The 25,496-nt window shown below is 72.5% G+C and carries 27 protein-coding genes; 21 read left to right on the top strand and 6 right to left on the bottom strand.

Translation table 11 applies throughout. The annotated features are described in order from the left end of the window. Positions 1 to 51: 51 nt before the first annotated feature. Positions 52 to 264, bottom strand: a complete 213-nt coding sequence (locus LQ940_RS19350) for a hypothetical protein (protein ID WP_231241626.1) — start codon at positions 262 to 264, stop codon at positions 52 to 54. 54 nt (positions 265 to 318) lie between these two features. Between LQ940_RS19350 and LQ940_RS19345 the strand changes: the two genes are divergently transcribed. Further along, positions 319 to 603, top strand: coding sequence for a DUF4229 domain-containing protein (locus LQ940_RS19345; RefSeq protein ID WP_231241625.1), 285 nt, complete (start codon positions 319 to 321; stop codon positions 601 to 603). 13 nt (positions 604 to 616) lie between these two features. On the opposite strand, the gene LQ940_RS21800 is transcribed toward LQ940_RS19345, so the two are convergent. After that, positions 617 to 751 carry a hypothetical protein gene (locus LQ940_RS21800; RefSeq protein ID WP_269211149.1) on the bottom strand — a complete coding sequence of 45 codons (135 nt, stop codon included), beginning with the start codon at positions 749 to 751 and terminating at the stop codon, positions 617 to 619. 150 nt (positions 752 to 901) lie between these two features. Next, positions 902 to 1,777 carry a 1,4-dihydroxy-2-naphthoate polyprenyltransferase gene (locus LQ940_RS19340; protein WP_231241624.1) on the bottom strand — a complete coding sequence of 292 codons (876 nt, stop codon included), beginning with the start codon at positions 1,775 to 1,777 and terminating at the stop codon, positions 902 to 904. A 100-nt stretch (positions 1,778 to 1,877) separates the two neighbouring features. Here LQ940_RS19340 and LQ940_RS19335 point away from each other — a divergent pair, with 100 nt between their 5' ends. The 6 genes from LQ940_RS19335 (at position 1,878) to LQ940_RS19310 (ending at position 9,798) form a co-directional block, all read left to right on the top strand. After that, complete coding sequence (locus LQ940_RS19335) at positions 1,878 to 2,855, top strand: AMP-binding protein (RefSeq protein ID WP_231241623.1); 978 nt, start codon at positions 1,878 to 1,880, stop codon at positions 2,853 to 2,855. Further along, positions 2,852 to 3,811: an o-succinylbenzoate synthase gene (locus LQ940_RS19330; protein WP_231241622.1), complete on the top strand. Its 960-nt coding sequence runs from the start codon at positions 2,852 to 2,854 to the stop codon at positions 3,809 to 3,811. Before LQ940_RS19335 ends, LQ940_RS19330 begins: the two co-directional genes overlap by 4 nt. After that, positions 3,808 to 5,379 carry a 2-succinyl-5-enolpyruvyl-6-hydroxy-3-cyclohexene-1-carboxylic-acid synthase gene (menD, locus tag LQ940_RS19325; RefSeq protein ID WP_231241621.1) on the top strand — a complete coding sequence of 524 codons (1,572 nt, stop codon included), beginning with the start codon at positions 3,808 to 3,810 and terminating at the stop codon, positions 5,377 to 5,379. Before LQ940_RS19330 ends, menD begins: the two co-directional genes overlap by 4 nt. 109 nt (positions 5,380 to 5,488) lie before the next feature. Then, positions 5,489 to 5,998 (top strand): hypothetical protein, encoded by a 510-nt coding sequence (locus tag LQ940_RS19320; protein ID WP_231241620.1) that lies wholly within the window; start codon positions 5,489 to 5,491, stop codon positions 5,996 to 5,998. Positions 5,999 to 6,037: 39 nt separating this feature from the next. Further along, complete coding sequence (gene nhaA, locus LQ940_RS19315; protein ID WP_231241619.1) at positions 6,038 to 7,918, top strand: Na+/H+ antiporter NhaA; 1,881 nt, start codon at positions 6,038 to 6,040, stop codon at positions 7,916 to 7,918. A gap of 2 nt (positions 7,919 to 7,920) precedes the next feature. Next, on the top strand, positions 7,921 to 9,798 hold the full coding sequence (locus LQ940_RS19310; protein WP_231241618.1) for a Na+/H+ antiporter: 1,878 nt from the start codon (positions 7,921 to 7,923) through the stop codon (positions 9,796 to 9,798). A gap of 1 nt (position 9,799) precedes the next feature. Here LQ940_RS19310 and LQ940_RS19305 read toward each other — a convergent pair whose 3' ends face one another. Further along, complete coding sequence (locus tag LQ940_RS19305; protein WP_231241617.1) at positions 9,800 to 10,300, bottom strand: GNAT family N-acetyltransferase; 501 nt, start codon at positions 10,298 to 10,300, stop codon at positions 9,800 to 9,802. 27 nt (positions 10,301 to 10,327) lie between these two features. On the opposite strand from LQ940_RS19305, the gene LQ940_RS19300 reads away from it, so the two are divergent. Next, the gene (locus LQ940_RS19300) at positions 10,328 to 10,960 is read left to right on the top strand and encodes an MBL fold metallo-hydrolase (protein WP_231241616.1); all 633 of its coding nucleotides are present in this window, start codon (positions 10,328 to 10,330) and stop codon (positions 10,958 to 10,960) included. Between the two features lie 30 nt (positions 10,961 to 10,990). Here LQ940_RS19300 and LQ940_RS19295 read toward each other — a convergent pair whose 3' ends face one another. After that, entirely contained in the window at positions 10,991 to 12,262 is a 1,272-nt protein-coding gene (locus LQ940_RS19295; RefSeq protein WP_231241615.1) for an isochorismate synthase, read from the bottom strand. 58 nt (positions 12,263 to 12,320) lie between these two features. On the opposite strand from LQ940_RS19295, the gene LQ940_RS19290 reads away from it, so the two are divergent. Continuing rightward, the gene (locus tag LQ940_RS19290; RefSeq protein ID WP_231241614.1) at positions 12,321 to 12,935 is read left to right on the top strand and encodes a hypothetical protein; all 615 of its coding nucleotides are present in this window, start codon (positions 12,321 to 12,323) and stop codon (positions 12,933 to 12,935) included. Positions 12,936 to 12,943: 8 nt separating this feature from the next. On the opposite strand, the gene LQ940_RS19285 is transcribed toward LQ940_RS19290, so the two are convergent. After that, positions 12,944 to 13,819: a L,D-transpeptidase family protein gene (locus LQ940_RS19285; protein WP_231241613.1), complete on the bottom strand. Its 876-nt coding sequence runs from the start codon at positions 13,817 to 13,819 to the stop codon at positions 12,944 to 12,946. A 146-nt stretch (positions 13,820 to 13,965) separates the two neighbouring features. On the opposite strand from LQ940_RS19285, the gene LQ940_RS19280 reads away from it, so the two are divergent. The 12 genes from LQ940_RS19280 to nuoK all read left to right on the top strand — a co-directional run bounded on the left by LQ940_RS19280 (position 13,966) and on the right by nuoK (position 25,488). Next, positions 13,966 to 14,655 (top strand): demethylmenaquinone methyltransferase, encoded by a 690-nt coding sequence (locus tag LQ940_RS19280; protein ID WP_231241612.1) that lies wholly within the window; start codon positions 13,966 to 13,968, stop codon positions 14,653 to 14,655. A gap of 267 nt (positions 14,656 to 14,922) precedes the next feature. Continuing rightward, positions 14,923 to 15,282: an NADH-quinone oxidoreductase subunit A gene (locus tag LQ940_RS19275; protein ID WP_231241611.1), complete on the top strand. Its 360-nt coding sequence runs from the start codon at positions 14,923 to 14,925 to the stop codon at positions 15,280 to 15,282. Positions 15,283 to 15,337: 55 nt separating this feature from the next. Next, positions 15,338 to 15,892: a NuoB/complex I 20 kDa subunit family protein gene (locus LQ940_RS19270; protein WP_231241610.1), complete on the top strand. Its 555-nt coding sequence runs from the start codon at positions 15,338 to 15,340 to the stop codon at positions 15,890 to 15,892. Beyond that, complete coding sequence (locus tag LQ940_RS19265) at positions 15,889 to 16,614, top strand: NADH-quinone oxidoreductase subunit C (RefSeq protein ID WP_374229490.1); 726 nt, start codon at positions 15,889 to 15,891, stop codon at positions 16,612 to 16,614. Before LQ940_RS19270 ends, LQ940_RS19265 begins: the two co-directional genes overlap by 4 nt. Beyond that, a complete protein-coding gene (locus LQ940_RS19260; RefSeq protein ID WP_231241609.1) occupies positions 16,614 to 17,948 on the top strand; it encodes an NADH-quinone oxidoreductase subunit D in 1,335 nt (444 codons plus the stop codon). Before LQ940_RS19265 ends, LQ940_RS19260 begins: the two co-directional genes overlap by 1 nt. Next, positions 17,945 to 18,706 carry an NADH-quinone oxidoreductase subunit NuoE gene (nuoE, locus tag LQ940_RS19255; protein WP_231241608.1) on the top strand — a complete coding sequence of 254 codons (762 nt, stop codon included), beginning with the start codon at positions 17,945 to 17,947 and terminating at the stop codon, positions 18,704 to 18,706. The genes LQ940_RS19260 and nuoE overlap by 4 nt, the downstream gene beginning before the upstream one ends. A 50-nt stretch (positions 18,707 to 18,756) precedes the next feature. After that, positions 18,757 to 20,076 carry an NADH-quinone oxidoreductase subunit NuoF gene (gene nuoF / locus LQ940_RS19250; RefSeq protein ID WP_231241607.1) on the top strand — a complete coding sequence of 440 codons (1,320 nt, stop codon included), beginning with the start codon at positions 18,757 to 18,759 and terminating at the stop codon, positions 20,074 to 20,076. Then, entirely contained in the window at positions 20,073 to 22,490 is a 2,418-nt protein-coding gene (locus LQ940_RS19245) for an NADH-quinone oxidoreductase subunit G (RefSeq protein ID WP_231241606.1), read from the top strand. Before nuoF ends, LQ940_RS19245 begins: the two co-directional genes overlap by 4 nt. Beyond that, positions 22,487 to 23,821: an NADH-quinone oxidoreductase subunit NuoH gene (gene nuoH / locus LQ940_RS19240; protein ID WP_231241605.1), complete on the top strand. Its 1,335-nt coding sequence runs from the start codon at positions 22,487 to 22,489 to the stop codon at positions 23,819 to 23,821. The genes LQ940_RS19245 and nuoH overlap by 4 nt, the downstream gene beginning before the upstream one ends. Continuing rightward, entirely contained in the window at positions 23,814 to 24,374 is a 561-nt protein-coding gene (gene nuoI, locus LQ940_RS19235) for an NADH-quinone oxidoreductase subunit NuoI (protein WP_231241604.1), read from the top strand. The genes nuoH and nuoI overlap by 8 nt, the downstream gene beginning before the upstream one ends. 26 nt (positions 24,375 to 24,400) lie before the next feature. Continuing rightward, positions 24,401 to 25,198: an NADH-quinone oxidoreductase subunit J gene (locus tag LQ940_RS19230; protein ID WP_231241773.1), complete on the top strand. Its 798-nt coding sequence runs from the start codon at positions 24,401 to 24,403 to the stop codon at positions 25,196 to 25,198. Further along, positions 25,195 to 25,488, top strand: coding sequence for an NADH-quinone oxidoreductase subunit NuoK (nuoK, locus tag LQ940_RS19225; protein ID WP_231241603.1), 294 nt, complete (start codon positions 25,195 to 25,197; stop codon positions 25,486 to 25,488). Before LQ940_RS19230 ends, nuoK begins: the two co-directional genes overlap by 4 nt. Positions 25,489 to 25,496: the final 8 nt, after the last annotated feature.

The raw sequence follows: 25,496 nt of genomic DNA, 5'->3' as shown, positions 1-25,496 counted from the left end.
GTGAAATTGCGGCCCAGAACGTCAGGGAAAGGCCCAGTAGCTGCGGCGCCGTCAGGCGTCCGGGTCCTCCGGGTGGCGTCGCTTGCGGTCGAGATCGCGCAGGAAGTCCTCGTCGTCGTCGGGTCCGATCACCCGAGGGGGCGCGGCCGGCGGCCGGCGACGCGGCAGCGTCGGCCGGGTGCCCGCGCCGCGTTGCTGGGCGAGCCGGGTGACGAGGTAGACCGCCACAGCGAAGATCGCCACGACGAGCAGGAACTTGAGCACGCTTCAAGAGTAGGCCCCGCCTGGTCACGCAGGGCCACGAACTACCCTGGAGACGTGAAGGAATTCCTGGTCTACACCGGTCTGCGGCTCGCCCTGTTCCTCGGATCGTTCGCCTTGGTCTTCGGCATCTGGTTCGCGGTCTCCGACGAGGTTCCCATCGTCTGGGCCGTCGTCATGGCGTTCATCATCAGCGGCGTCGGGTCCTACTTCCTCCTCAGCGTGCCACGCGAGGCGTTCGCCCGCCGGGTCGAGACGCGCGCCAACGCGGCCAGCGCGCGGTTCGATGAGATGCGCACCAAGGAGGACGCCGACGACGCGACCTCCTCCGACCAGCCCTAGGTCGGGCGAGCGGTCAGCGCTTGCGGCGGTTGAGCTGCCGGTTGACCCGGCCCTCGGACTGGCCCAGGATCCGCGCCAGCAGCGGCACGCGCATCCGGTAGGCCACGACGCCGACGACGATCAGGGCGACCAGGATCAGGAACCACATGCCTGAAGCGTACGCCGCACCCGACGCTTGGTTGTCCTCACCGCTCGACGCGCCAGCAGGCACGTGGAGCTTCCGGGCAGTTCCCTGCCCTTCTGGGGCGAAATAGCCGCCCAGAACGGCAGGGTTATCAGCATCTGCTGATAACCCTGCTCACCCACCCACGACGAGCGCGGCGGCGACGAGGGCGGCCCAGAGGAGCTCGGAGAGGCCGACCTGCTGGATGGCGGGGATGAGGGCGGGGCCTTCGGCGCCGGCGAGGACGGTGCGCAGGGCGGGCAGGACGATGGCCAGGAAGGCCAGGCCGACCAGGGCCCACCAGGTGGTGGCGGCGGCGACGGCGACGACGGCGGCCGCGGCGGCGAGGACGAGCAGCGCGAAGAGGCCGCGGGTGCGGGCCGCACCGAGACGTACGGCGAGCGTGCGCTTGCCGGCCACGGTGTCGGTCGGGATGTCGCGCAGGTTGTTGACGACCAGGATCGCGCAGGCGAGCGCCCCGACGCCCACGCCGGCGTAGAGCGCGGCCCAGTGCCAGCCCTCGGTCTGGACGTACGTCGTCCCGACCACGGCGACCAGCCCGAAGAACACGAAGACCATGACCTCGCCGAGACCGAGGTAGCCGTAGGGGGTCTTGCCGCCGGTGTAGTACCAGGCGGCCAGGACGGCGACGGCGCCCACGGCGACCAGCCACCAGGCGGTGGTCGCGGCGAGCGCCAGGCCGGCGGCTCCGGCCACGCCGAAGGCGAGGAAGGCGGCACGCTTCACGGCGCCGGGGGAGGCCGCGCCGGAGCCGACCAGCCGCATCGGGCCGACCCGGTCGTCGTCGGTGCCGCGGATGCCGTCGGAGTAGTCGTTGGCGTAGTTGACCGCCACCTGCAGCGCGAGGCTCACCACCAGGGCGAGCAGCGCCTTCCACCACACCAGCGCGTCGTCGTACGCCGCCACGCCGGTGCCGGCCAGGACGGGAGAGACGGCAGCGGGCAGGGTGCGGGGCCGCGCGCCGGCGAGCCACTGAGCGGGAGTTGCCACGAGCAGTGATTCAACCTCAGGGCGCGCCGGGCCGCCGCGGCGGGAGTGGGAGGCCGACGTGGCTGCGGGTGCCGGATCACACCCGACTACCGTCGGGCACATGGACAACGGTGGGTCAGGCTTCGCCGCGCTCCGCCGCTGGCTGGAGGCTCCGGGCGAGCCGGATCCCTGGGTCGTCGAGACCTCCGGGTCGACCGGGCGGCCCAAGCGGGTGCTGCTGTCGCGGCGCGCGGTGCTGGCCTCCGTCGACGCGAGCGCGCGCCGCGTGGGCGCCACCGGCCGCTGGGTGCTGACCCTGCCGCCGACGTACGTCGCGGGTCTCCAGGTCGTCTGCCGCTCGCTCGTCGCCGGTCACGAGCCGGTGCTGGGCGCGGACTGGCCGCGCGAGGGGACGTGGTTCACCTCGATGGTGCCCACCCAGCTGCACCGGGCGCTGGACGATCCCGACCAGGTCGCCGCGCTGCGCACCTGCCACACGGTCCTGCTCGGCGGCGGCCCGATCGACCCGGCGCTGCGCCGCCGGGCCGAGGGCGAGGGCGTGCACCTGGTCGCGACCTACGGTGCCGCGGAGACCGCCGGCGGCTGCGTCTACGACGGGCTGCCCCTGGACGGGGTGGCGGTGGCGCTCGGCGAGGGCGGCCGGATCCGGATCGGCGGCCCCACGCTCTTCGACGGCTACGAGGGCGACCCCGAGCTGACCGAGCAGACGCTCGTCGACGGCTGGTACCTCACCAACGACGCCGGCCGCCTCGACGAGGACGGGCGCCTGCAGGTGCTCGGCCGGCTCGACGACATGCTGGTCAGCGGCGGCGTCAACGTGCCCGCGGCCGCCGTCGCCGCGCGCCTGCGCGAGCACCCCGACGTCGCCGCCGCCGAGGTGCTCGGCGTCCCCGACGAGGAGTGGGGGACCCGGGTGGTGGCCTTCGTGGCCGGCTCCCTGTCGCTGCAGGAGGCGCGCGACTTCGTGGCCGAGCGGCACCCGCGCTCGTGGGCGCCGCGCCAGCTCGTCGTCCTCGACGCGCTGCCGCTGCTGGCCAACGGCAAGCCCGACCGGCTGGCGCTGCAGGACCTCGCATGAGCGCCGTCGAGGTCTTCAGCATCCCGATGCGGACCCGCTTTCGCGGGATCACCGTCCGGGAGGGGCTGCTGCTGCGCGGCGCCGCCGGGTGGGGGGAGTGGAGCCCGTTCCTGGAGTACGACGCCGAGGTGGCCGAGCCGTGGCTGCGCTGCGCCGAGGAGGCCGCGGCCGGGGACTGGCCGGCTCCGGTGCGCGACCGGGTCCCGGTCAACGTGACCGTCCCGGCCGTCGGGCCCGAGCAGGCCCACGCGATCGTGCGCGCGGGCGGGTGCGCGACCGCGAAGGTCAAGGTCGCCGAGCCGGGCCAGTCCCTGGCCGACGACCAGGCGCGGGTCGAGGCGGTGCGCGACGCCCTGGGAGCCGGTGGCGCCGTGCGCGTCGATGCCAACGGCGGCTGGTCGGTCGACGACGCGGTCGCCGCGGTCGCGGCGCTGGACCGGGCCGCGGGTGGGCTGGAGTACGTCGAGCAGCCGGTCGCGAGCGTCGAGGACCTGGCCGCCGTACGCCGCCGCGTGGGCGTGCCCGTCGCCGCGGACGAGTCGATCCGCCGGGCCGCCGACCCCTACCGCGTGCGCGACCTCGAGGCCGCGGACATCGCCGTGCTCAAGGTGCAGCCGCTCGGCGGGGTGCGCGCCTGCCTGCGGATCGCCGAGGACATCGGGCTGCCCGTCGTGGTGTCGTCCGCCCTGGAGACCTCGGTCGGCATCGCCGCGGGCGTGGCGCTCGCTGCTGCGCTGCCCGAGCTGCCCTACGCGTGCGGGCTCGCGACCGTGCAGATGTTCACGCGCGACGTGGTGGCCGACTCGCTGCTGCCGGTCCAGGGTGCGCTCCGGGTCGGGGTGCCGCCCGTCGACGAGGCGCTGCTGGCGGCCGTCGCCGCGGCGCCGGACCGGGTGGCGCACTGGGAGGCCCGGCTGGCCGAGGTCCGGGCGCTGCGGCAGGATCGTCGCTCGTGACCAACCCGTCGACCGAGCTCGCCCGCGGCGTCGTGACGGCGCTGCTGGCGGCCGGGGTCAAAGAGATCGTCGTCGCGCCCGGCTCTCGCAACGCGCCGCTGTCGTTCGCCGCGCTCGCCGCGGCCGACGGTGGGATGGTGCGGCTGCACACCCGGATCGACGAGCGCAGCGCCGGCTTCCTGGCCGTCGGCCTGACCCGCAGCCACGCGCGCGCGGCCGTGATCTGCACCTCGGGCACCGCCGTCGCGAACCTGCACCCAGCCGTGCTCGAGGCGGCCCACGCCGGGCTGCCCGTCGTATTCGTCACGGCCGACCGGCCGGCCCGGCTGCGGGGCACCGACGCCAACCAGACGACCGACCAGGTCGGGGTCTTCGGGCGCCTGGTGTCGACGCTCGACGTCACGGACGCGGGCGACGTCGTGCTCCACGACGACGGTCCCACCCACCTCAACGTCCAGCTCGACGACCCGCTCATCCCCGAGGACGACGCCTGGGCGCCGGCGAGCCCCGGGCGGCAGAGGTCGTCGCCCGGCGCGGAAGCGAGCTCGCTGCCGCTCGGCCCCCGCACCGTGGTGGTGGCCGGGGACGACGCGGCCCAGGCGGCCCGCCAGCTCGCCGAGGCGGCCGGCTGGCCGCTGCTGGCCGAGCCGACCAGCGGCTCCCGCACCGGCGAGCACGCCCTGCGCTGCTACCGGCTGCTGCTCGACACCGACCTGGGGCGCCGCATCGAGCGGGTCGTCGTCTTCGGCCGCCCCACCCTCTCGCGCCCGGTCACCCGGCTCCTGGGCCGCGAGGACGTCGAGGTGTGCTCGGTGCCGGCGCGGGGGGCCTGGGCCGAGCGGCCCTACGACGTGGCGCACACCGCCGCCGCGTTCACGGTCCCCGGCCCGGACGCCACGGGCTGGCTCGAGGAGTGGCGGGCCGCCGACCGCGACGTGTCCCGCCGGCTCGACGCCCTGCTGGCCGCCGAGCCGGACCTCACGCCGTACGAGGTGGCGGGGGCGGTCAGCCGGGCGCTGCCGCCCGGAGGGCAGCTCGTCGTCGGTGCGTCGAGCCCGATCCGCGACCTGGACCTGATGGTGCGCCCCTACCCGGTCGGCAGCCGGCGCAAGACGATCGCCAACCGCGGGCTCTCGGGCATCGACGGCGTGGTGTCGACGGCGATCGGCGCGGCGCTGGGCCGCGACTCCGACGCCCCGACCTTCGCGCTGATGGGCGACGTGACGTTCCTGCACGACAGCAACGGGCTGGTCCTCGGCCCCCAGGAGCCCCGCCCGGACCTGACGATCGTGGTCGTCAACGACGACGGTGGCTCGATCTTCTCGATGCTCGAGCAGGGGGCGCCGGAGCACGCGGCCGGCTTCGAGCGGCTGTTCGGCACCCCGCACGGCGTCGATCTCGCGGCCCTGTGCGCCGCCAGCCGCACGCCGTACCTGCGCGTCGACAGTCTGCCGGAGCTCGAGCAGGCCCTGGCCTCGCCGAACGGCGGGATCGAGGTGGTCGAGGTGCGCGTGCGACGCGACAACCGCCGCGACCTCGACGCCCGGATCCGAGCACTCACCGCCTGAGGGTGCTCTTCCGGTCTCCTCCCGAGCCCCCTGCCGCAGAGCGCCCGCCCTCGCTACTGTGGAGGTTCTCGGGTTCCCAGCCGCTCGTCCAGAGGATCTGGTGCCCTCCATGCCCACTCGCCTGACTCGGCCGGCCGTCGCGGCGGTGGCCCTGCTCCTGCTCGCCGGCTGCGGCGGCGGGGGTGGCGACGACGGCGCCGCCGGGCCGAACCCGGCGTCGGGCGCGGCGGCGGCGCTGACCGCGCCGAAGGCCGCGCCGAGTGCACCGGCGCAGGACGTCGCGGCCTATCGGGCGGCGCTCGAGCAGCTGGACGCCGACCTCGACCAGTTCACGGCGGCGTACTCGACCGCGCTCGGGGCGAACGACCACGCCGCGGTCGTGAAGGCCGCCCAGGGGCTGGGCGGGGCGATCGCCGACTTCGACGCGGAGGTCCGGGGGCTGGACCTGAGCGCCGTACGGCCGTTGGTGGACCGGCTGCTGCGGCTGGACGCGGAGTTCGTGGCGATGCTCGAGGAGGTGCCCCGCGCGCGGACGGGCGCGAAGGCGGCCCGGATCGTGGAGATGCTGCCGTTCCAGGACTACGTCGTCGCCTACGAGGCCGTGGCCGACGCACTCTGAGCCCTCGGCGGGGCCGGCGGGTGCCGATAGGCTGGCGGCGTGGCCGCCTCGCAGACTCCCTGCAGCGACGGGGACCTGGAGGAGGAGCGTCAGGTCGCTCACCCGTTGCGGGCCTTCATCCGCACCGAGTCGGGCAGCGCCGGGATCCTCGTGGTCGCCGCCCTCGTCGCCCTGGTCTGGGCCAACTCTCCGTGGTCGGGCTCCTACGAGGCGCTCTGGCACAAGACGGTGTCGGTGGCCTTCGGGTCCAGCGGGATCTCCATGGACCTGCATCACTGGGTCAACGACGGCCTCATGGTGGTCTTCTTCTTCGTCATCGGCCTCGAGGTGCGCCGCGAGCTCTCGCTCGGCGAGCTCACCGACCGACGCCGCGTGACCGTGCCGCTCGTGGCGGGCGTCATCGGCATGCTGGTCCCTGCCGCGCTCTTCCTGGCACTGAACCCCTCCGGCGAGGCCGCCCGCGGCTGGGGGATCGTGATCGGGACCGACACGGCGTTCCTGCTGGGGGTCCTCGCCCTGGTGGGTCCGGCGGTCTCGACCCAGCTCCGGATCTTCCTGCTGACGCTGACCGTCATCGACGACATCGTCGCCGTCAGCGTGATCGGCCTGGTCTACTCCGATTCCCTCGACACCGTGCCGCTCACGGTGGCGGCGGTCTGCCTGGTCCTGCTCGCGGTGCTCGCGCGCGTCGGAGAGTGGCGCTCCGCGCCGTACGTCGTCGTGGTGCTCGTGCTGTGGCTGGCCACCCTCGAGTCCGGGCTGCACGCCTCCATCGCCGGCATGCTGGCCGGCCTGCTGATCCCCGCGCTGGAGCCCTCGCGCGGACTGGTCGACACCGCCGCGTCGCAGTTCCGCGCCTTCCGGCAGTCGCCGATGCCCGAGGTGCAGCGCCTCGCGCGCCAGGGCCTGACCCGGGTGATCTCGGTCAACGAGCGGCTGCAGGAGGGCCTGCACGGCTTCACCAGCTACGTCGTCGTCCCGGTCTTCGCGCTCGCCAACGCCGGGGTAGACCTCCGCGACGGCGTCCTGGGCGAGGCGCTGCGGTCCTCGCTGACGTGGGGCGTCGTCGTCGGCCTCGTCGTCGGCAAGACCGTCGGCATCGGCCTGGGCGCGCTCGGGTCGGTGCGGCTCGGGCTCGGGCGGCTGCCCCAGGGGGTGGGCACCGGTCACGTCATCGCGGGTGGCGCGCTGTCGGGGATCGGGTTCACCGTCTCGCTGCTGATCGTCGGTCTCGCGCTCGACACCGAGGCGCTGCGGGCCCAGGCGACGGTGGGGGTGCTGCTGGCGGCGGTGCTCGCGAGCGCCGCTGGCTGGCTGCTCTTCCGCTTCGCCGCGCGGTTCCTCGGCCAGCACGACGCCGCGCTGCCCCGGGTCCTGAGCGACCCGGTCGACCCCGGCCACGACCACATCCGCGGCCCGGTGGACGCCGACCTCACGCTGGTGGAGTACCTCGACTTCGAGTGCTCGTTCTGCGCCAAGGCCACGGGGGCCGCCGAGGAGGTGCGCCGGCACTTCGGCGACCGGCTGCGCTACGTCGCCCGCCACCTGCCCCTGGTCGTGCACCCCCACGCCGAGCTGGCGGCCATGGCCGCCGAGGCCGCGGGCGCCCAGGGCCGCTACTGGGACATGCACGACCTGCTCTTCCGGCGGCAGGACGAGCTCGAGCTCCAGGACCTCATCGGCTACGCCGCCGACCTGGGCCTCGACGTCGAGCGGTTCGTGCGTGACCTGGAGTCGGAGCGGCTGGCCGAGCACATCCGCCGCGACGTGGCCAGCGCGGACGCCAGCGGGGTCCGGGGCACGCCCACCTTCTTCGTCGGCGACCTGCGGGTCCTCGGCCCGCACGACGCCCGATCGCTGATCCAGGAGCTCGAGGGCCTGGGCCGGCACCCGACCGACCCGGCGCGCGCGGACCGCTGACCATGGAGATCGCCTTCTTCCTGGTCGCCCTCGCCGTGACGGTGCTGGCGGTGACGGCCCTGTCCGAGCGGGTCGACCTGCCGCCGCCGCTGGCCCTGATCGCCGTCGGTGTCGCGGCGTCGTACGTGCCCGGCATGCCGGAGGTCCACCTGGGGGCCGAGGTGGTCCTGCTGGGGCTGCTGCCGCCGCTGCTCTACGCCACCGCCATCCAGACGTCTCTGGTCGACTTCAACGCCAACCGCCGCACGATCCTCTTGCTGTCGGTGGGCCTGGTGGTGTTCACGACCGCCGGCATCGGAGCCGTGGTGCACTCCCTGATCCCGGGCATCGGGTGGCCGGCGGCGTTCGCCATCGGCGCCGTCGTCGCGCCGCCAGACGCGGTGGCGGCCACCGCGATCGCTCGCCGGATCGGGCTGCCGCGACGCATCGTCACCATCTTGGAGGGCGAGTCCCTGCTCAACGACGCCACCGCGCTCGTGGCTCTGCGCACGGCGATAGCGGCCGGCGGCCTGGGGGCGTCGCACCACGAGGGCATCACCACCTGGGGGGTGGCCGCCGACTTCGCCGTGGCCGCCGGCGGTGGCGTCGCCATCGGGGTCGGCTTCTTCCTGGTCGTCGCCGGCCTGCGCAAGCGGATCACCGACCCGATTCTCGACACCGCGATCTCCCTGGTGGTGCCGTTCGCGGCGTTCGTGGTCTCGGAGCGGGTCCACGCCTCCGGCGTGATCGCGGTGGTCGTCGCGGGTCTCCTGCTCGGCCACAAGGCGCCGATCGTGCAGACCGCCCAGTCGCGCATCGCCGAGAGCGTCAACTGGCGCACGATCGCGTTCCTGCTGGAGAACGCGGTGTTCCTGCTGATCGGCCTGCAGGCGGAGTGGCTCCTGCGCGACGTGGGGCGCAGCGACCTGTCGCCGGAGCGGATCGTGGCGGTCTGCGCCGCGACCCTGGTCGGGGTCATCGTCCTGCGCATGGTGTGGGTCTTCGTCACCCGCTACCTCCTGGTCCGGCCGGGGCCGGACCTGGTCACCGGCAGGGTGCCGCCCTGGTCGTTCACGGTCGTCCTCGGCTGGGCCGGCATGCGCGGTGTCGTCACCCTGGCCGCGGCGTTCCTCATCCCTCCGGAGACCGAGCACCGCGAGGTCCTGCTGCTCATCGCGTTCACCGTGGTGGCCGGCACGCTGTTCGTCCAGGGGCTCTCGCTGCCCTGGCTGGCCCGGTGGCTCGAGGTGCCCGCGCCGGACCCGACCGACGACGCGCTCGCCAGGGCCACCCTGCTCCAGCAGGCTTCCAAGGCGGGCTTCGAGCAGCTCCAGCAGCTGGAGTACGACGACCCGCACCACGTCGTGGATCTCATCCGCCAGCGCATCGACCAGCGCAACTTCGCGGCCTGGGAGCGGCTCGGCACCACCGCGGACCAGGAGAGCCCGAGCGACCTGTACGCGCGCATCCGCCTCGACATGATCGAGGCCGAGCGCCGCCGGGTCCTGGAGATCCGCTCCTCCGGCACGGTCGCCTCCGACATCGTCGCCGACGTGCTCGCGCTGCTCGACGTCGAGGAGTCGATGCTCGACAACGCCACTCAGGAGCGGGAGAACATCCGCGCCACGGCGGGCCGCCGGATGGGCGAGCAGTGCGAGCACCTGCGCTCGACGTCGGTGGTGCCGACGCCGGCCGACCCCGAGTGCGCGCGCTGCCTGGAGGACGGCACCCGCTGGGTGGCCCTGCGCCAGTGCCTCACCTGCGGCACGGTCGGCTGCTGCGACTCCTCGCCCGGGCAGCACGCCACCGAGCACTTCCACGAGACCTCGCACCCGGTGATGCAGTCCGCCGAGCCCGGCGAGGACTGGCGGTGGTGCTACGTGCACCACCTCACGGCGTAGGTCAGGTGCCCGCGCGCACCATCCGCACGTGTCGCCCCTCGTCGTGCTCGTCCTCGGTCCCGTCGAGCCGGAAGCCCTGTCGCTCGTAGAACGCGATGGCCCGGGTGTTGCCGGCGAGCACCCACAGGTACGCCGCTCGGTCGCCGACCGCCTCCTCGAACAGCACGTACCCGACGCCGGTGCCCCACCACTCCTTGCGCACGTACAGCGCCTTCAGCTCGAGCTCGATGTCCACGTCGTTGTCGCGGCCCGGTCCGGCGGAGACGAAGCCGATCAGCCCGTCGGGCCCGACGGCGAGGAGCGTGGGCGTCGGCCCGCCCTCCTCGAGGATCGCGCGCCACCGGGCCACCCGCTCGTCGAGTGTCGTACGCCGCTCGTCGAGGATCGGCTGCGGCATGAGGCCGGTGTAGGCGTCGTCCCAGACATCGAGGTGCAGGTGCGCGAGGGCCGGTGCGTCGGACGGGGTGGCGGGGCGGACGACGACGTCGGAGGGCAAGGGCACGAGACCCAGCCTAGATAGAGTCGGCCCATGCGGATCACGAAGTTCGGGCATGCCTGCGTGCGGATCGAGCACGAGGGCGCGGTCGTCGTGCTGGACCCCGGCGTGTTCACCGACGCCGAGGCCGTCGACGGGGCGAGCGCCATCCTCATCACCCATGAGCACCCCGACCACTACTTCCCCGACCATCTGCGGGCCGGCGACGCGCCCGTCTTCACGATCGAGGCGGTCGCGGCGCGGCTGCGTGAGGACGCCCCGGACCTGGCCGAGCGGCTCACGGTCGTCGCGCCCGGGGAGGCCTTCGACGCCGGGCTGCCGGTGCGCGCCGTGGGGGAGCTGCACGCGGTGATTCACGAGGACTACCCGCGCATCCACAACAGCGGCTACCTGCTCAGCGTGGGCGAGACGACCGTCTACCACCCCGGCGACGCCCTGACCGTGCCCGACGGTGCCGTCGACCTGCTGCTGGCCCCCGCCTCCGCGCCGTGGCTCAAGCTGAGCGAGGCCGTCGACTTCGTCCGCGCCGTCGGCGCCCCGCGCAGCCTGGCCATCCACGACCGGGTCTACTCCGAGGTCGGCCTCGGGATGGTCGAGCAGCACATGGGCAACCTGCTCGGCGACGGCCAGGAGTTCCTCCGGCTCGCCGACGGCGCCGACCTGTAGCGCCGGCCCGGGGGAGCCGGGAGTCGTCCGTCAGCCCCCGGCGAGCGCGTCGCGGACGGGCACGAACTTGGCCTGGGCCTCGGCGAGCTCGGCGGCGGGGTCGGAGTCGGCGACGATGCCGCAGCCGGCGAAGAGCCGGACGGTGTCGCCGACGACCTCGGCGGAGCGCAGGGCGATGCCCCACTCGCCGTCGCCGTTGGCATCCATCCAGCCCACCGGGCCGGCGTAGCGCCCACGGGCCATGCCCTCGATCTCGTCGATGAGGTCGGTGGCGACGCTCGTGGGCGTGCCGCCCACCGCCGCCGAGGGGTGCAGCGACTCGGCGAGCTGCAGCGACGAGACGGTCGCGGCGTCGTGGACCACGCCGTTGACGTCGGTCGCCAGGTGCATGACGTTCGGCAGGTGCAGCACGAACGGCGCCTCGGGGACGTTCATCGACGAGCAGTGCGGCTCCAGCGCGTCGGCGACGGAGCGGACGGCGTACTCGTGCTCCTCGAGGTCCTTCGAAGACCGGGCCAAGGTGGCGGCGAGCGCGAGGTCGCGCTCGTCGTCGCCGGTGCGCCGGATGGTGCCGGCCAGGACCCGGGAGGTGACCAGGCCCCGCTCGCGGCGCACCAGCATCTCCGGGGTGGCGCCGAACATGCCGTCGACGTGGAAGGTCCAGCACATGGGGTAGGACTCGGTCAGCCGGTGCACCGGCCAGCGCACGTCGATCGGCCCGTCCGCGCGCACGACGAGATCACGGGCGAGCACCACCTTCTCCAGGTCGCCGGCGTTGATCCGGGCGACCGCGTCGGCGACGACCGACATCCACTCCTCGCCGTTGAGCGCGCCGTCGGCGAAGGAGACGGCGGTCGGCGGCAGGGGCGGCTCGGCCGGCCCCACGGGGGGGACGGTGGCGGGTGCGCCGGTCGTGGAGATCGTGGTGAGCCACGCGCGGTCGCCGCGACGGCCGACGACCACCCGCGGGGCGACGAGCACCGAGTCGCCGGGCACGTCGTCGAACGCGAAGGACCCGAAGCACACCGGACCGGTCCCGGGCTCCCCGACGTCGTCGACGACGTCGGCGCGCGCGATGGTCTCGCTCCACCACTTGTCGGCGTCGGAGAAGCGGGTCGGTCCGCTCGAGCGCACCACCGCGGCCTGGCCCCAGCCGACGAGCCCGTCCCCGCGCCGCAGCCAGGCCACCGGGTGGTCGGCGGGCAGCAGGGAGGCAAGGGAGGTCGCCGAGGACAGGTCGAGGGGCACCGTGCGCGCGACCAGCGACGGTGCGGGACCCGTCGGGGCAGCAGGGCTTGTCACGCGGTCGAGACTACCCAGCGGCTGGCCGGAGCGGGCACCACGTGGGTAACGTCACCGGGTGACCGCATCCCCCCGCACCGCCCGTCCCTTCGTCGTGGGCTCCCTCGTCGGCCTGGTGATCCTGGCGCTCCTCGTGGCGTTCGCGGTGCTGCTGCCGAAGGCGACCGCGGGTCCGGTGGACCTGCCCGACACGCTGCCCGGGGGACTGCGCGCCGTCGAGCTGGAGGCCGACGACGTGACGGGCGAGAACGCCGACGCGGCCGCGGACCTCGCCGAGCGCCAGCGCGGCATCAACGAGTCGGGCGCCGAGCTGCTGGAGGAGCTGTTCGACGCACCCGCGCAGATCCGCACCTACCAGGACGAGAGCCTCGAGACCCAGGTCACGATCACGGTGGTGGAGCAGCCCGCCGGCCCGTTCCTGCCCAACGGCCCGCCGTTCGACCCGTCCTACGTCAACTTCGAGCGCAACATCACCGACCTGGTGAGCGCCGGCGACGGCGTCTGTGCGCGCTACTACGAGCAGCCGGTCCCGGAGGGCCAGGAGATCCCCGACGGCGAGTCGCCGGCGGCGATCCAGTGCCAGGTGGGCTCCGGCAACGCGACGTACCAGCTCTACGGCCGCGGCCTGGACGCCGACGAGGCCGTCGAGCTCCTGGACGGCCTCGCCGACTGAGCCGCGGGTCAGGACCGGTAGACGACGACCTCGTCGCCGACACGCACCTGGTCGTAGAGCCACGCCACCCCGTCGTGGTCACGGATGTTGACGCATCCGTGGGAGGCGCCGTCGTAGCCCACGGCGGCGAAGTCCGGTGAGTAGTGCACGGCCTGCCCGCGCGAGAAGAACATGGCGAACGGCATCGAGGTCTCGTACAGGCTCGAGACGTGGTCGCGGCTCTTGTAGGTGACCTGGAAGAGCCCCTCGCGGGTGGGGGTCGCCGCGCCGCCGAACCGTGCGTCCATCGTCTTGAGCACCCGGCCGTCGACGACCCAGCGCAGCGTGCTGCTGGTCTTGTCGATGCAGAGCACCCGGCCGGTCAGGCAGCGCCGGTCCAGCGCGCCGGGGGTGTTGCCGCCGAGCTGGTTGGCGAGCTCGGCCGCCGTCGGCGAGGTGGTCATGCCGTGCAGGCGACCCAGCGTGCGGCGGTCCACCTCGCCGGTCACCGGGATCTCGCGCTTGGCCTGGAAGCCGCGTACGGCGGCCACCGTGACGTCGCCGTAGAAGCCGGTCACGTCGCCCTCGAACCAGTCGATCTGCCGCAGCCGGGCCTGCAGGTCGCGCACCCGGTCGCCCTCGTCGCCGCTGCCCAGCAGCCGCGGCCCGGGCCGGAGCGCGGGCGGCTCGGGTGTGACCTCGGGTTGGGGGGAGGGGGCCGGCGCCTGCGGTGACGGCGTCGGGTCGCGGCGTGCCGGCTCGAGGGGCGTCTCGACCGGTCGCTCCAGCCGAGGAGCCGAGCGTGGCGCCTCGGCGGAGCGGCTCGCCCACCCCACGCCGAGGGCAGCACCGGACAGCAGCGCGGCGGCGACGACGATCATCACGAGGCGGCGGGCGAACAACATGGCGGGACCTTTGCGATCTGGTGGGGTTGGTACTCAGGGGACGCCTCTCCGGCCGCACTGGTTGCCAGGCGCGGCCGAGAATCGCCGGTTGTGACCAACCCGTTACCGCCTGCGGCCCGACGGCGGTCCCCCCGTACGCTCTGCGGGTGGCCCGCGCTGAGCTCGACAAGCAACCCACCGACGTACGCCGGATGTTCGATGCCGTCGCGCGCCGCTACGACGTGACCAACGACGTCCTGTCCCTGGGGCAGGACCGGCGCTGGCGCCGCGACGTGATCGCCGCCGTCGACCCGCAGCCCGGCGAGCGGATCCTCGACCTCGCGGCCGGGACCGGGACCTCGAGCCAGCCGTTCGCCGACCGCGGCGCGGCGGTCGTCCCCTGCGACTTCTCCCTGGGCATGCTCCAGGTCGGCAAGCGCGCGCGCCCGCACCTGCCGTTCACTGCGGGCGACGGGACCCGGCTGCCGTTCGCGGACGCGACGTTCGACGCCGTGACGATCTCCTTCGGCCTGCGCAACATCGTCGACCCCGCCGCCGGTCTCGCCGAGCTCCTGCGGGTCACGAGGCCGGGCGGCCGCCTGGTCGTCTGCGAGTTCAGCCACCCCACCTGGGCGCCTTTCCGCACCGTCTACATCGAGTACCTGATGAAGGCGCTGCCGCCGATCGCGCGCGCGGTCTCGTCCTCGCCCGACGCCTACGTCTACCTCGCCGAGTCCATCCGCGCCTGGCCCGACCAGCAGCGCCTCGCCGAGCTGGTCACCGCCGCCGGCTGGCAGGCTCCCGAATGGCGCAACCTCTCCGGCGGCATCGTCGCCCTGCACCGCGCCACCCGGTAGTCGCTCGGCGCGCGAAACGCGCGTGAAGTAGGGCACCAAGCACGCCCAGGAACGTCGACGCGGGGCCCTCTTCGCAGGTCAGGCCGTCGACCCAATTAGGCAAGCGCCACGTGCGCTAAATGGCCAGGTGAGGACCGGTTTGCGGCCCGGCAGCCCTGGGTGTGACGCGCGCGCCGACGAGTGGCAAGATGTGCGGTGCGCCACCTCGTGATTCGCTTCACAAAGTCACAACCGACGGCGCGCCAGGCACCAGGGAAGGGACTGCGGATGGAGCTCTACACGCCGGTACTGGCGTTGGCCATCATCGCGGCACTGTTCGCGATCGGCTCCGTGGCGATGAGCCCGTTCGTCGGCCCCAAGCGCTACAACCGCGCCCGGCTCGACTCCTACGAGTGCGGCATCGAGCCCACCCCGCAGCCGGTCGGCGGCGGGCGGTTCCCGGTGAAGTACTACATCACCGCGATGCTGTTCATCGTCTTCGACATCGAGATCATCTTCCTCTACCCATGGGCGGTGCACTTCGACGCGATGGGCCTGTTCGGTCTCGTCGAGATGGTCATCTTCATCGCCACCGTCTTCGTGGCCTACGCCTACGTGTGGCGTCGCGGCGGCCTCGAATGGGACTGAGAGTCACGATGCCCGCACTTCACGACCTGCCTCGACCGCAGAAAGGACGCCTCTGATGGGAATCGAGGAGAAGCTCCCGAGCGGCGTGCTCCTGACCACGGTCGAGGGCGTCGCCGGTTACATGCGCAAGGCCTCCTTCTGGCCCGCCACGTTCGGCCTGGCCTGCTGCGCCATCGAGATGATGACCAGCGGTGGCCCCAAGTACGACCTGGGCCGCTTCGGCATGGAGGTCTTCCGTGCCAGCCCCCGCCAGGCCGACCTGATGATCGTGGCCGGCCGGGTGAGCCAGAAGATGGCCCCGGTGCTGCGGCAGATCTACGACCAGATGCCGAACCCCAAGTACGTCCTCGCCATGGGCGTCTGTGCCAGCAGCGGCGGCATGTTCAACAACTACGCGATCGTCCAGGGTGTCGACCACATCGTCCCCGTGGACATGTACCTCCCCGGCTGCCCCCCGCGCCCGGAGATGCTGATCGACGCGATCCTCAAGCTCCACGACCAGGTCCAGTCGACCAAGCTCGGTGTCAACCGGCTGGCCGAGATCGAGACCCTCGAGACCGAGGCGCTCAACGCGCTGCCCACCTCGGCGATGCGGGGCCAGCTGCGATGAGCGAGGACCACAAGGACGTCGTACCCGAGCCCAAGGGCCCGGAGCAGCCGGCCGTCGAGCAGTCCCCGGAGAACGTCCCGGCCGCCCCCGGCGAGGTGACGGCGGTCGGCGTGCGCAAGGGCATGTTCGGCGCCGCCGGCACCTCCGACACCAGCGGGTACGGCGGTCTGGTCGCCCCGATCGTGTTCCCCGGCCCCGCCCAGCGCCCCTACGGTGGCTGGTTCGACGAGGTCGCCGACGTCCTGGAGGGTCGCCTCGGGCACGTCGTGATCCACCGCGGCGAGATCACCTTCCACGTGAGCCGCGAGGAGCTGCGCCACGTCGCGCAGACGCTGCGCGACGACCCCGCGCTGCGCTTCGAGCTCTGCTCCGGGGTGAGCGGCGTGCACTACCCCGACGACACCGGTCGCGAGCTGCACGCGGTCTACCACCTGCTCTCGATGACCTACAACCGCCGCATCCGTCTCGAGGTCAGCGTCCCCGACGGCGACGCGACGATCCCCTCGCTGGTCGCGGTCTACCCGACCCTCGACTGGCACGAGCGCGAGACCTTCGACATGTTCGGGATCGTGTTCGAGGGCCACCCGGCGCTCACCCGCATCCTCATGCCCGACGACTGGCCGGGCCACCCCCAGCGCAAGGACTACCCGCTGGGCGGCATCCCCGTCGAGTACAAGGGCGGCACCATCCCGCCGCCGGACCAGCGGAGGTCGTACAACTAATGACTCAGGACATCTACGCGGGCACCAACCAGACCAGCGAGGGCCGGGTCTTCACCGTCACCGGCCAGGACTGGGACCAGATCGCCGAGGGGCTCGCCGAGGACGCCGACGAGCGGGTCGTCGTCAACATGGGCCCGCAGCACCCCTCGACGCACGGCGTGCTGCGCCTGATCCTCGAGCTCGAGGGCGAGACGGTCACCGAGGCCCGCTGCGGCATCGGCTACCTGCACACCGGCATCGAGAAGAACATGGAGTTCCGCTCCTGGGTGCAGGGCACCACGTTCGTCACGCGCATGGACTACCTCAGCCCGTTCTACAACGAGGCGACGTACTGCCTCGGCGTCGAGCGGCTGCTGGACATCGAGGACCAGATCCCCGAGAAGGCCAGCGTCATGCGGGTCCTGCTCATGGAGCTCAACCGGCTCTCCTCCCACCTGGTCGCCATCGCCACCGGCGGCATGGAGCTCGGCGCGCTCACGGTGATGACCATCGGGTTCCGCGAGCGCGAGCTGGTGCTGGACCTGTTCGAGCTGATCACCGGCCTGCGCATGAACCACGCGTTCATCCGCCCCGGCGGCGTCGCTCAGGACCTGCCCCCGGGCGCGCTGGACGAGATCCGCGGCTTCGTGGCCCTGATGAAGAAGCGCCTGCCCGAGTACGCCGCGCTCTGCAACGCCAACCCGATCTTCAAGGCCCGCCTCGAGGGCGTCGGCCACCTCGACCTCGAGGGCGTCCTCGCGCTCGGCATCACCGGCCCGGTGCTGCGCAGCACCGGCTACGCCTGGGACCTGCGCAAGACCGAGCCCTACTGCGGCTACGAGGACTACGACTTCGACGTCCAGACGTGGGACACGTGCGACTCCTACGGGCGCTTCCGCATCCGGCTCAACGAGATGTGGGAGTCGCTGAAGATCATCGAGCAGGCCGCCGATCGCCTGGCCGGCCTCGAGGGCGCCCCCGTCATGGTCGCCGACAAGAAGATCGCCTGGCCGAGCCAGCTCGCGATCGGCAGCGACGGGATGGGCAACAGCCTCGACCACATCCGCCACATCATGGGCGAGTCGATGGAGGCCCTCATCCACCACTTCAAGCTGGTGACCGAGGGCTTCCGGGTCCCGCCGGGCCAGGCCTACGTGCCGATCGAGTCGCCGCGCGGCGAGCTCGGCGCGCACATCGTCTCCGACGGCGGCACCCGCCCGTTCCGGGTCCACTACCGCGACCCGTCCTTCACCAACCTTCAGGGCACGAGCGTGATGAGCGAGGGCGGCATGGTCGCCGACGTCATCGTCGCCATCGCCTCGATCGACCCCGTCATGGGAGGCGTGGACAGATGAGTCTCACCCAGGAGACCTACGGCGAGCTGCGCGACATCGCGGCCCGCTACCCGCAGCCGCGCTCGGGGCTGCTCCCGATGCTGCACCTCGTCCAGTCCGTCGAGGGCCGCGTGACCCCCGAGGGCATCGAGGCCTGCGCCGAGATCCTCGAGCTCACCGCGGCCGAGGTCAGCGGCGTGGCGACGTTCTACACGATGTACAAGCGGAAGCCGGTCGGCGACTACCACGTCGGCGTCTGCACCAACACGCTGTGCGCGGTCATGGGCGGCGACCTGATCTTCGAGCGGCTCAAGGAGCACCTCGACGTCGGCAACGACGAGACCACCGAGGACGCCCCCGGGCTGAAGAGCATCACGCTCGAGCACGTCGAGTGCAACGCGGCCTGCGACTACGCGCCGGTGATGATGGTCAACTGGGAGTTCATGGACAACATGACGCCGCAGTCGGCGACCCAGCTGGTCGACGACCTGCGCGCGGGCAACGAGGTCCACTCCACGCGCGGTCCCAAGCTGTGCACCTGGCGCGAGGCCGAGCGCGTGCTCGCGGGCTTCCCCGACGGCCTGGCCGACGAGGGCCCCTCCGCCGGCCCGGCCAGCCTGGCCGGCCGCGAGATCGCGCGCGAGCGCGGCTGGACCGCCCCGTCCTCGGACGCGAGCGGAAGCACCGGCGAGACCGCCGACACGAAGACCGAGGCGGTCGAGCAGGCCGACACCTCCCGCGCGGAGACCGAGACCGAGCAGGAGAAGGCCGATGGCTGAGTTTCGAGGCTCGCTCCGCTCGCACCTCAACCACCGGGAAAGGACACTTCGTGGCTGACACATTGACCCCCGTCCTCACCGACAACTGGGGCTCGGAGCGCAGCTGGACGCTGGCGGCGTACGAGGAGCAGGGCGGCTACGGCGCGCTGAAGAAGGCGCTCTCGCCCGAGTTCGGAGGTCCCGACGCCATCATCACCGCCGTCAAGGACTCCGGCCTACGCGGTCGCGGCGGCGCCGGCTTCCCGACCGGCATGAAGTGGAGCTTCATCCCGCAGGACAACCCCCGGCCCAAGTACCTCGTCGTCAACGCCGACGAGTCCGAGCCGGGCACCTGCAAGGACATCCCGCTGATGATGGCGACGCCGCACACGCTGGTGGAGGGCGTGATCATCAGCTCCTTCGCCATCCGTGCCAACACCGCGTTCATCTACATCCGCGGCGAGGTGCTCCACGTCATCCGCCGGGTCCAGGCCGCCGTCGCCGAGGCGTACGCCGCGGGCCACCTCGGCAAGAACATCCACGGCTCGGGCTACGACCTCGACCTCGTGGTCCACGCCGGTGCCGGTGCCTACATCTGCGGCGAGGAGACCGCCCTCCTCGAGGGCCTCGAGGGCCGCCGCGGCCAGCCCCGCCTGCGCCCGCCGTTCCCGGCCGTCGCCGGGCTCTACGCCAGCCCGACGGTCATCAACAACGTCGAGTCCATCGCCTCGGTGCCGAGCATCATCGACCACGGCGCCGAGTGGTTCGCCTCCATGGGCACCGAGAAGTCCAAGGGCTTCGGGATCTTCTCGCTGTCGGGCCACGTCACCCGCCCCGGCCAGTACGAGGCCCCGCTCGGCATCACGCTGCGCGAGCTGATCGACCTGGCCGGCGGCATCCGCGAGGGCCACCAGCTGAAGTTCTGGACGCCGGGCGGCTCCAGCACCCCGCTGCTGACCGCCGAGCACCTCGACGTCCCACTGGACTTCGAGGGCGTCGGCGCGGCCGGCTCCATGCTCGGCACCCGCGCGCTGCAGCTCTTCGACGAGACCACCTGCGTGGTCCGCGCCGTGCTGCGCTGGACGGAGTTCTACAAGCACGAGTCCTGCGGCAAGTGCACCCCGTGCCGCGAGGGGACGTGGTGGCTGGTGCAGACGCTGGCCGCCCTCGAGAAGGGCCAGGGCAGCGAGGCCGACCTCGACCTGCTGCTCGACCAGTGCGACAACATCCTGGGCCGCTCGTTCTGCGCCCTCGGCGACGGTGCGACCAGCCCGATCTCCAGCTCCATCCAGTACTTCCGCGACGAGTACCTCGCCCACCTCCAGCACGGAGGCTGCCCGTTCGACCCGGCCGCCTCGACCACCTTCGCCACCGCCGGAGCCTCCGCATGACGACCACTCCCGACAAGACCGACGTCGACCTGGTCTCGGTGACCATCGACGGCATCCAGGTCAGCGTCCCCAAGAACACCCTGGTGATCCGGGCCGCCGAGCAGGTCGGCGTCCAGATCCCGCGGTTCTGCGACCACCCGCTGCTCGAGCCGGTCGGCGCCTGCCGTCAGTGCCTGGTCGACATCCCCGACGCCGGCAACGGCCGCGGCTTCCCGAAGCCGCAGGCCTCCTGCACGCTCCCGGTCGCCGAGGGCATGGTCGTCAACACCCAGGCCACCAGCGAGGTCGCCGACAAGGCGCAGCAGGGCGTCATGGAGTTCCTGCTCATCAACCACCCGCTCGACTGCCCCGTGTGCGACAAGGGCGGCGAGTGCCCCCTGCAGAACCAGGCGATGACCAACGGTCGCGGGGAGTCCCGCTTCTCCGCCTCCGGCGGCATCAAGCGCACCTACCCCAAGCCGATCAACATCTCCGCCCAGGTCCTCCTCGACCGCGAGCGCTGCGTGCTGTGCGCGCGCTGCACCCGCTTCTCCGAGGAGATCGCGGGCGACCCGTTCATCGCGCTCATCGAGCGCGGCGCGCTGCAGCAGGTCGGCATCTACGAGAAGGAGCCGCTGCAGTCCTACTTCTCGGGCAACACGATCCAGATCTGCCCGGTCGGCGCCCTGACCTCGGCCGAGTACCGCTTCCGCTCGCGTCCCTTCGATCTGGTCTCGTCGGCGTCCGTGGGCGAGCACGACGCCTGCGGCTCGGCCATCCGCGTCGACCACCGGCGCGGCAAGGTCATGCGCCGCCTGGCCGGCAACGACCCCGAGGTCAACGAGGAGTGGATCACCGACAAGGACCGCTTCGCGTTCCACTACGCCGACCAGGACGACCGGATCACTTACCCGCAGGTGCGTGACGAGGACGGCTCGCTTCGGCCCGCCTCGTGGACGGAGGCGTTCGCCGTCGCCGCCCGCGGGCTGCGCGACGCCGGACGGTCCGCCGTCCTGCTCGGGGGCCGGCACACCGTCGAGGACGCCTTCGCCTACAGCATGTTCGCGCGGGTGGCGCTCGGCACCAACGACATCGACTTCCGCTCCCGGCCGCACTCCGCCGAGGAGGCCGACTTCCTGGCCTCGCAGGTGGTGCTCACCGGGCCCGAGGGCGGTGCCGTGACGTACGCCGACCTGGAGCGCGCCGCGACCGTCGTCCTGGTGGGCCTGGAGCCCGAGGACGAGGCCGGCGCGATCTTCCTGCGCCTGCGCAAGGCCACGAAGCACGGCACCCGCGTCGTCGCGATCGCGCCGTTCGCCTCGCGTGGTCTCGAGAAGCTCGGCGGCCACCTGGTCGCCACCGCCCCGGGCGAGGAGCCCGCCGCGATCGAGAGCCTCCTGGGCCACGCCGACCACGGCGTGGACGCCACGAGCGTCGTCCTGGTCGGCGAGCGCCTGGCCACCGTGCCCGGCGCCCTGTCGGCCGCCGCCGCGCTGGCCGCCAAGTCCGGCGCCCGGCTGGCATGGGTGCCCCGGCGCGCCGGCGACCGCGGTGCCGTCGAGGCCGGGTGCCTGCCGAACCTGCTGCCCGGAGGCCGGCCGGTGGCCGACGCCGCGGCCCGCGTCGACGCCGCCGCCGCATGGGGCGTCGACTCCCTGCCCCACGCCGAGGGCCGCGACGGCGCCGGCATCGTCGCCGCGCTCACGGCCGGAGAGCTCGGTGGCGTGCTCGTCGGCGGGATCGACCCCGACGACACCGCCGACCCGGCGGCCACGCGTGCCGCGCTCGAGGCGGCCCGCTTCGTCGTGGCCCTCGAGCTGCGCGAGACCGACGTGACCCGTGCCGCCGACGTCGTGTTCCCGGTGGCGCCGGTGACCGACAAGGCCGGCACCTTCGTCAGTTGGGAGGGCCGGACCCGTCCCTTCGAGGAGATCCTGTCCAACCCCTCCTCGCTCCCGGATCTGCGCGTCCTCGCCGGGATCGCCGAGGAGCTCGCCGAGCTCGGCACGGGGGGCGTCCTCGGATTCCGCACCGTCGCCGAGGCCCGGCTGCGGATGGCCGAGATGGGCCCATGGGACGGCGAGCGGCCCAGCGCACCGAGCGTGCCCGCGGACGCCCGGCAGGGCGGTGCGCCGGGCCTGGCCCTCGCGACCTGGAAGCAGATGCTCGACAACGGCTCGATGCAGGACGGCGACAAGTACCTCGCCGCGACGGCGCGACCGACCGTGGCCCGCGTCTCGCGGACCGTCTTCGACGCGGTCGGCCCCACGATCACCGTCACCGGTGACCGGGGCTCGGTGACGCTGCCCGCCGCCGTGGCACCGGACCTCTCCGACGAGGTCGTCTGGCTGCCCGCCAACTCCTTCGGGCGCGGGGTGCTCGCCGACGTGGCGTCGCCCGGCTCCCGCGTGAGCGTGAAGGGAGCGGACGCGTGATTCCCGACCTCATCGTCCTCGCCGCCGACGACCTGAGCGCCTTCGGGCGCGACCCGTGGTGGCTGGTCATCGTCAAGGCCGTCCTGATCTTCGTCGTGCTGGTGGTGCTCACGCTCTTCATCATCTGGTTCGAGCGCCGGGTCGTGGCACGCATGCAGCACCGCATCGGCCCCAACGTCAACGGTCCCTTCGGGCTGTTGCAGTCGCTCGCCGACGGCGTGAAGCTGGCGCTGAAGGAGGACTTCATCCCCAAGGCCGCCGACAAGGTGGTCTTCGTCCTGGCGCCGGTCATCGCCGCCGTGCCGGCGTTCGTGACGTTCAGCGTGATCCCGTTCGGCCCGGAGGTCGGGCTGCCCTGGACCGACCGGACCACCCCCCTCCAGCTCACCGACATGCCGGTGGCCGTGCTGTTCGTGATGGCCATCGCGTCGATCGGCATCTACGGCATCGTGCTCGGCGGCTGGGCCAGCGGGTCGACGTACTCGCTGCTGGGCGGCCTGCGCTCGAGCGCGCAGATGATCTCCTACGAGGTCGCGATGGGCCTCGCGCTCGTCGCGGTGTTCCTCTACGCCGGCTCGATGTCGACCTCCGGGATCGTCGCGGCCCAGGACGACCTGTGGTTCGGGCTGATCCTGTTCCCCTCGTTCGTGATCTACGTGATCGCGATGGTGGGGGAGACCAACCGCGCGCCGTTCGACCTCCCCGAGGCCGAGGGCGAGCTGGTCGGCGGCTTCCACACCGAGTACTCCTCGCTGAAGTTCGCGCTGTTCTTCCTGGCCGAGTACATCAACATGGCCACGGTCTCGGCGCTCGCCACCACGCTGTTCCTCGGCGGCTGGCACGCCCCGTTCTGGATCGACGAGATCTGGGAGGGAGCCAACGAGGGCTACGTGCCGGTCATCTGGTTCTTCGGCAAGATGTTCGTCTTCATCTTCCTCTTCATCTGGCTGCGCGGGACGCTGCCGCGTCTTCGCTACGACCAGTTCATGGCGTTCGGGTGGAAGCGCCTCATCCCGATCGCTCTGGTCTGGATCATCGCGGTCGCCACCATCCGCACGCTCTCGCTCGACGACGGCATCGACCGGCAGTACCTGCTGATCGGCATCGGCGTGCTCGCGGTGCTCTTCCTCCTGCTGTTCCTCTTCGGCGAGGACCGCGAGGAGATCGACGACACCCCCGTCGTCGCCGAGCCCACGCCGGGCGGCTTCCCGGTGCCCGCGATGCCCGCGGGCGGCCCGGTGCGCGGCGCCGCTGCCCCGCTCACCTTCGACACCCCGATCTCGAGCTCCGCCGACGCCGGCGCGGGCAAGGAGGCACACGCAGATGGCTGAGTCCCGCGGCGTGAAGGAGCAGTTCTGGGACCCCATCGCGGGGTTCGGGGTCACCTTCCGCACCATGTTCCGCAAGGTCGTCACCGAGCAGTACCCGTTCGAGAAGTCACCGACGGCTCCGCGCTTCCACGGCCGGCACCAGCTCAACCGCTACCCCGACGGCCTCGAGAAGTGCATCGGCTGCGAGCTGTGCGCCTGGGCCTGCCCCGCCGACGCCATCTACGTCGAGGGTGACCAGAACACCGAGGACGGGCGCTTCTCCCCGGGGGAGCGCTACGGCCGCGTCTACCAGATCAACTACCTGCGCTGCATCCTGTGCGGGCTGTGCATCGAGGCCTGTCCGACCCGCGCGCTCACGATGACCAACGAGTACGAGCTGGCCGACGACAACCGCGCCGACCTCATCTACGAGAAGTCCGACCTGCTGGCTCCGCTGCTGCCCGGCATGGAGCAGCCCCCGCACGCGATGCTGCTCGGCGACGACGAGGGCGCCTACTACCGCGGCGAGTTCGCCGCGCCCGCCCCCGCCGCCCGTGGGGAGGCCACGTCGTGACCGCCTTCTGGATCCTGGCGCCGGTGATGGTGCTGGCCGCCCTCGGCATCCTCTTCGTGCGCAAGGCCGTCCACGCCGCGCTGCTGCTGGCCGTCGTGATGGTCAGCCTCGCGGTGCTCTACGCGGTGCTCGAGGCGCCGTTCCTGTTCGCGGTGCAGATCATCGTCTACACCGGCGCCATCTTGATGCTGTTCCTGTTCGTGATGATGATCGTCGGCGTCGACGCCTCCGACTCGGTCGTGGAGACCATCCGCGGCCAGCGGGTGCTCGCGATCCTGGGCGGTCTGCTGCTCGGGCTGACCCTGGTCATCGGGCTCGGACAGGTGACCCTCGGCACCGCGGTCGGCCTCGAGCGGGCCAACGCCGGCGGCAACATCCAGGGCCTGGCCGACGTCCTGTTCTCCCGGTACGTCTTCGCGTTCGAGACCACCAGCGCCCTGCTGATCACCGCCGCCCTCGGAGCGATGGTGCTCGCCCACCGCGAGCGCCTGACCCCCAAGCCCGGCCAGGCCCAGCTGTCCCAGCAGCGCCTGCGTGACTACGCCGACAAGGGCACCCATCTCGGACCGCTGCCCTCGCCGGGCGTCTTCGCCCGCCACAACGCGGTGGACACCCCGGCTCTCCTGCCCGACGGCACCGCGTCCGAGGCCTCGGTCTCGCGGGTCCTCGCCGCGCGCGGCACGGTGCGCAGCGCCCCGGACCTCGCCGACGACATCGAGGAGGTCCAGCGCTCGCTGGGCTACGACGACCAGTCGCGCCCCGACGCCACTCCCGAGACCAGCGGCAAGGGCGGCGCGACCGCCCACACTGAGGAGCAGCCGTGAACGAGTACATCGTCCTGTCGGCGATCCTCTTCACCATCGGGTGCGTCGGGGTCCTGACCCGGCGCAACGCCATCGTGGTGTTCATGTGCGTCGAGCTGATGCTCAACGCCTCGAACCTCGCGCTGGTGACGTTCGCCAAGCAGCACGGCAACCTCGACGGGCAGATCGCGGCGTTCTTCGTCATGGTCGTGGCCGCCGCCGAGGTCGTCGTCGGGCTCGCGATCATCATGACCATCTTCCGGACGCGACGCTCGGCCTCGGTCGACGACGCGAGCCTGCTGAAGTTCTGAGAGGGCCA

It is taken from the genome of Nocardioides sp. cx-173, assembly GCF_021117365.1.
Taxonomy (GTDB): domain Bacteria; phylum Actinomycetota; class Actinomycetes; order Propionibacteriales; family Nocardioidaceae; genus Nocardioides.
The sequence above is the reverse complement of the archived record's forward strand: the minus strand, read 5'-3'. Positions and strand labels throughout refer to the sequence as shown.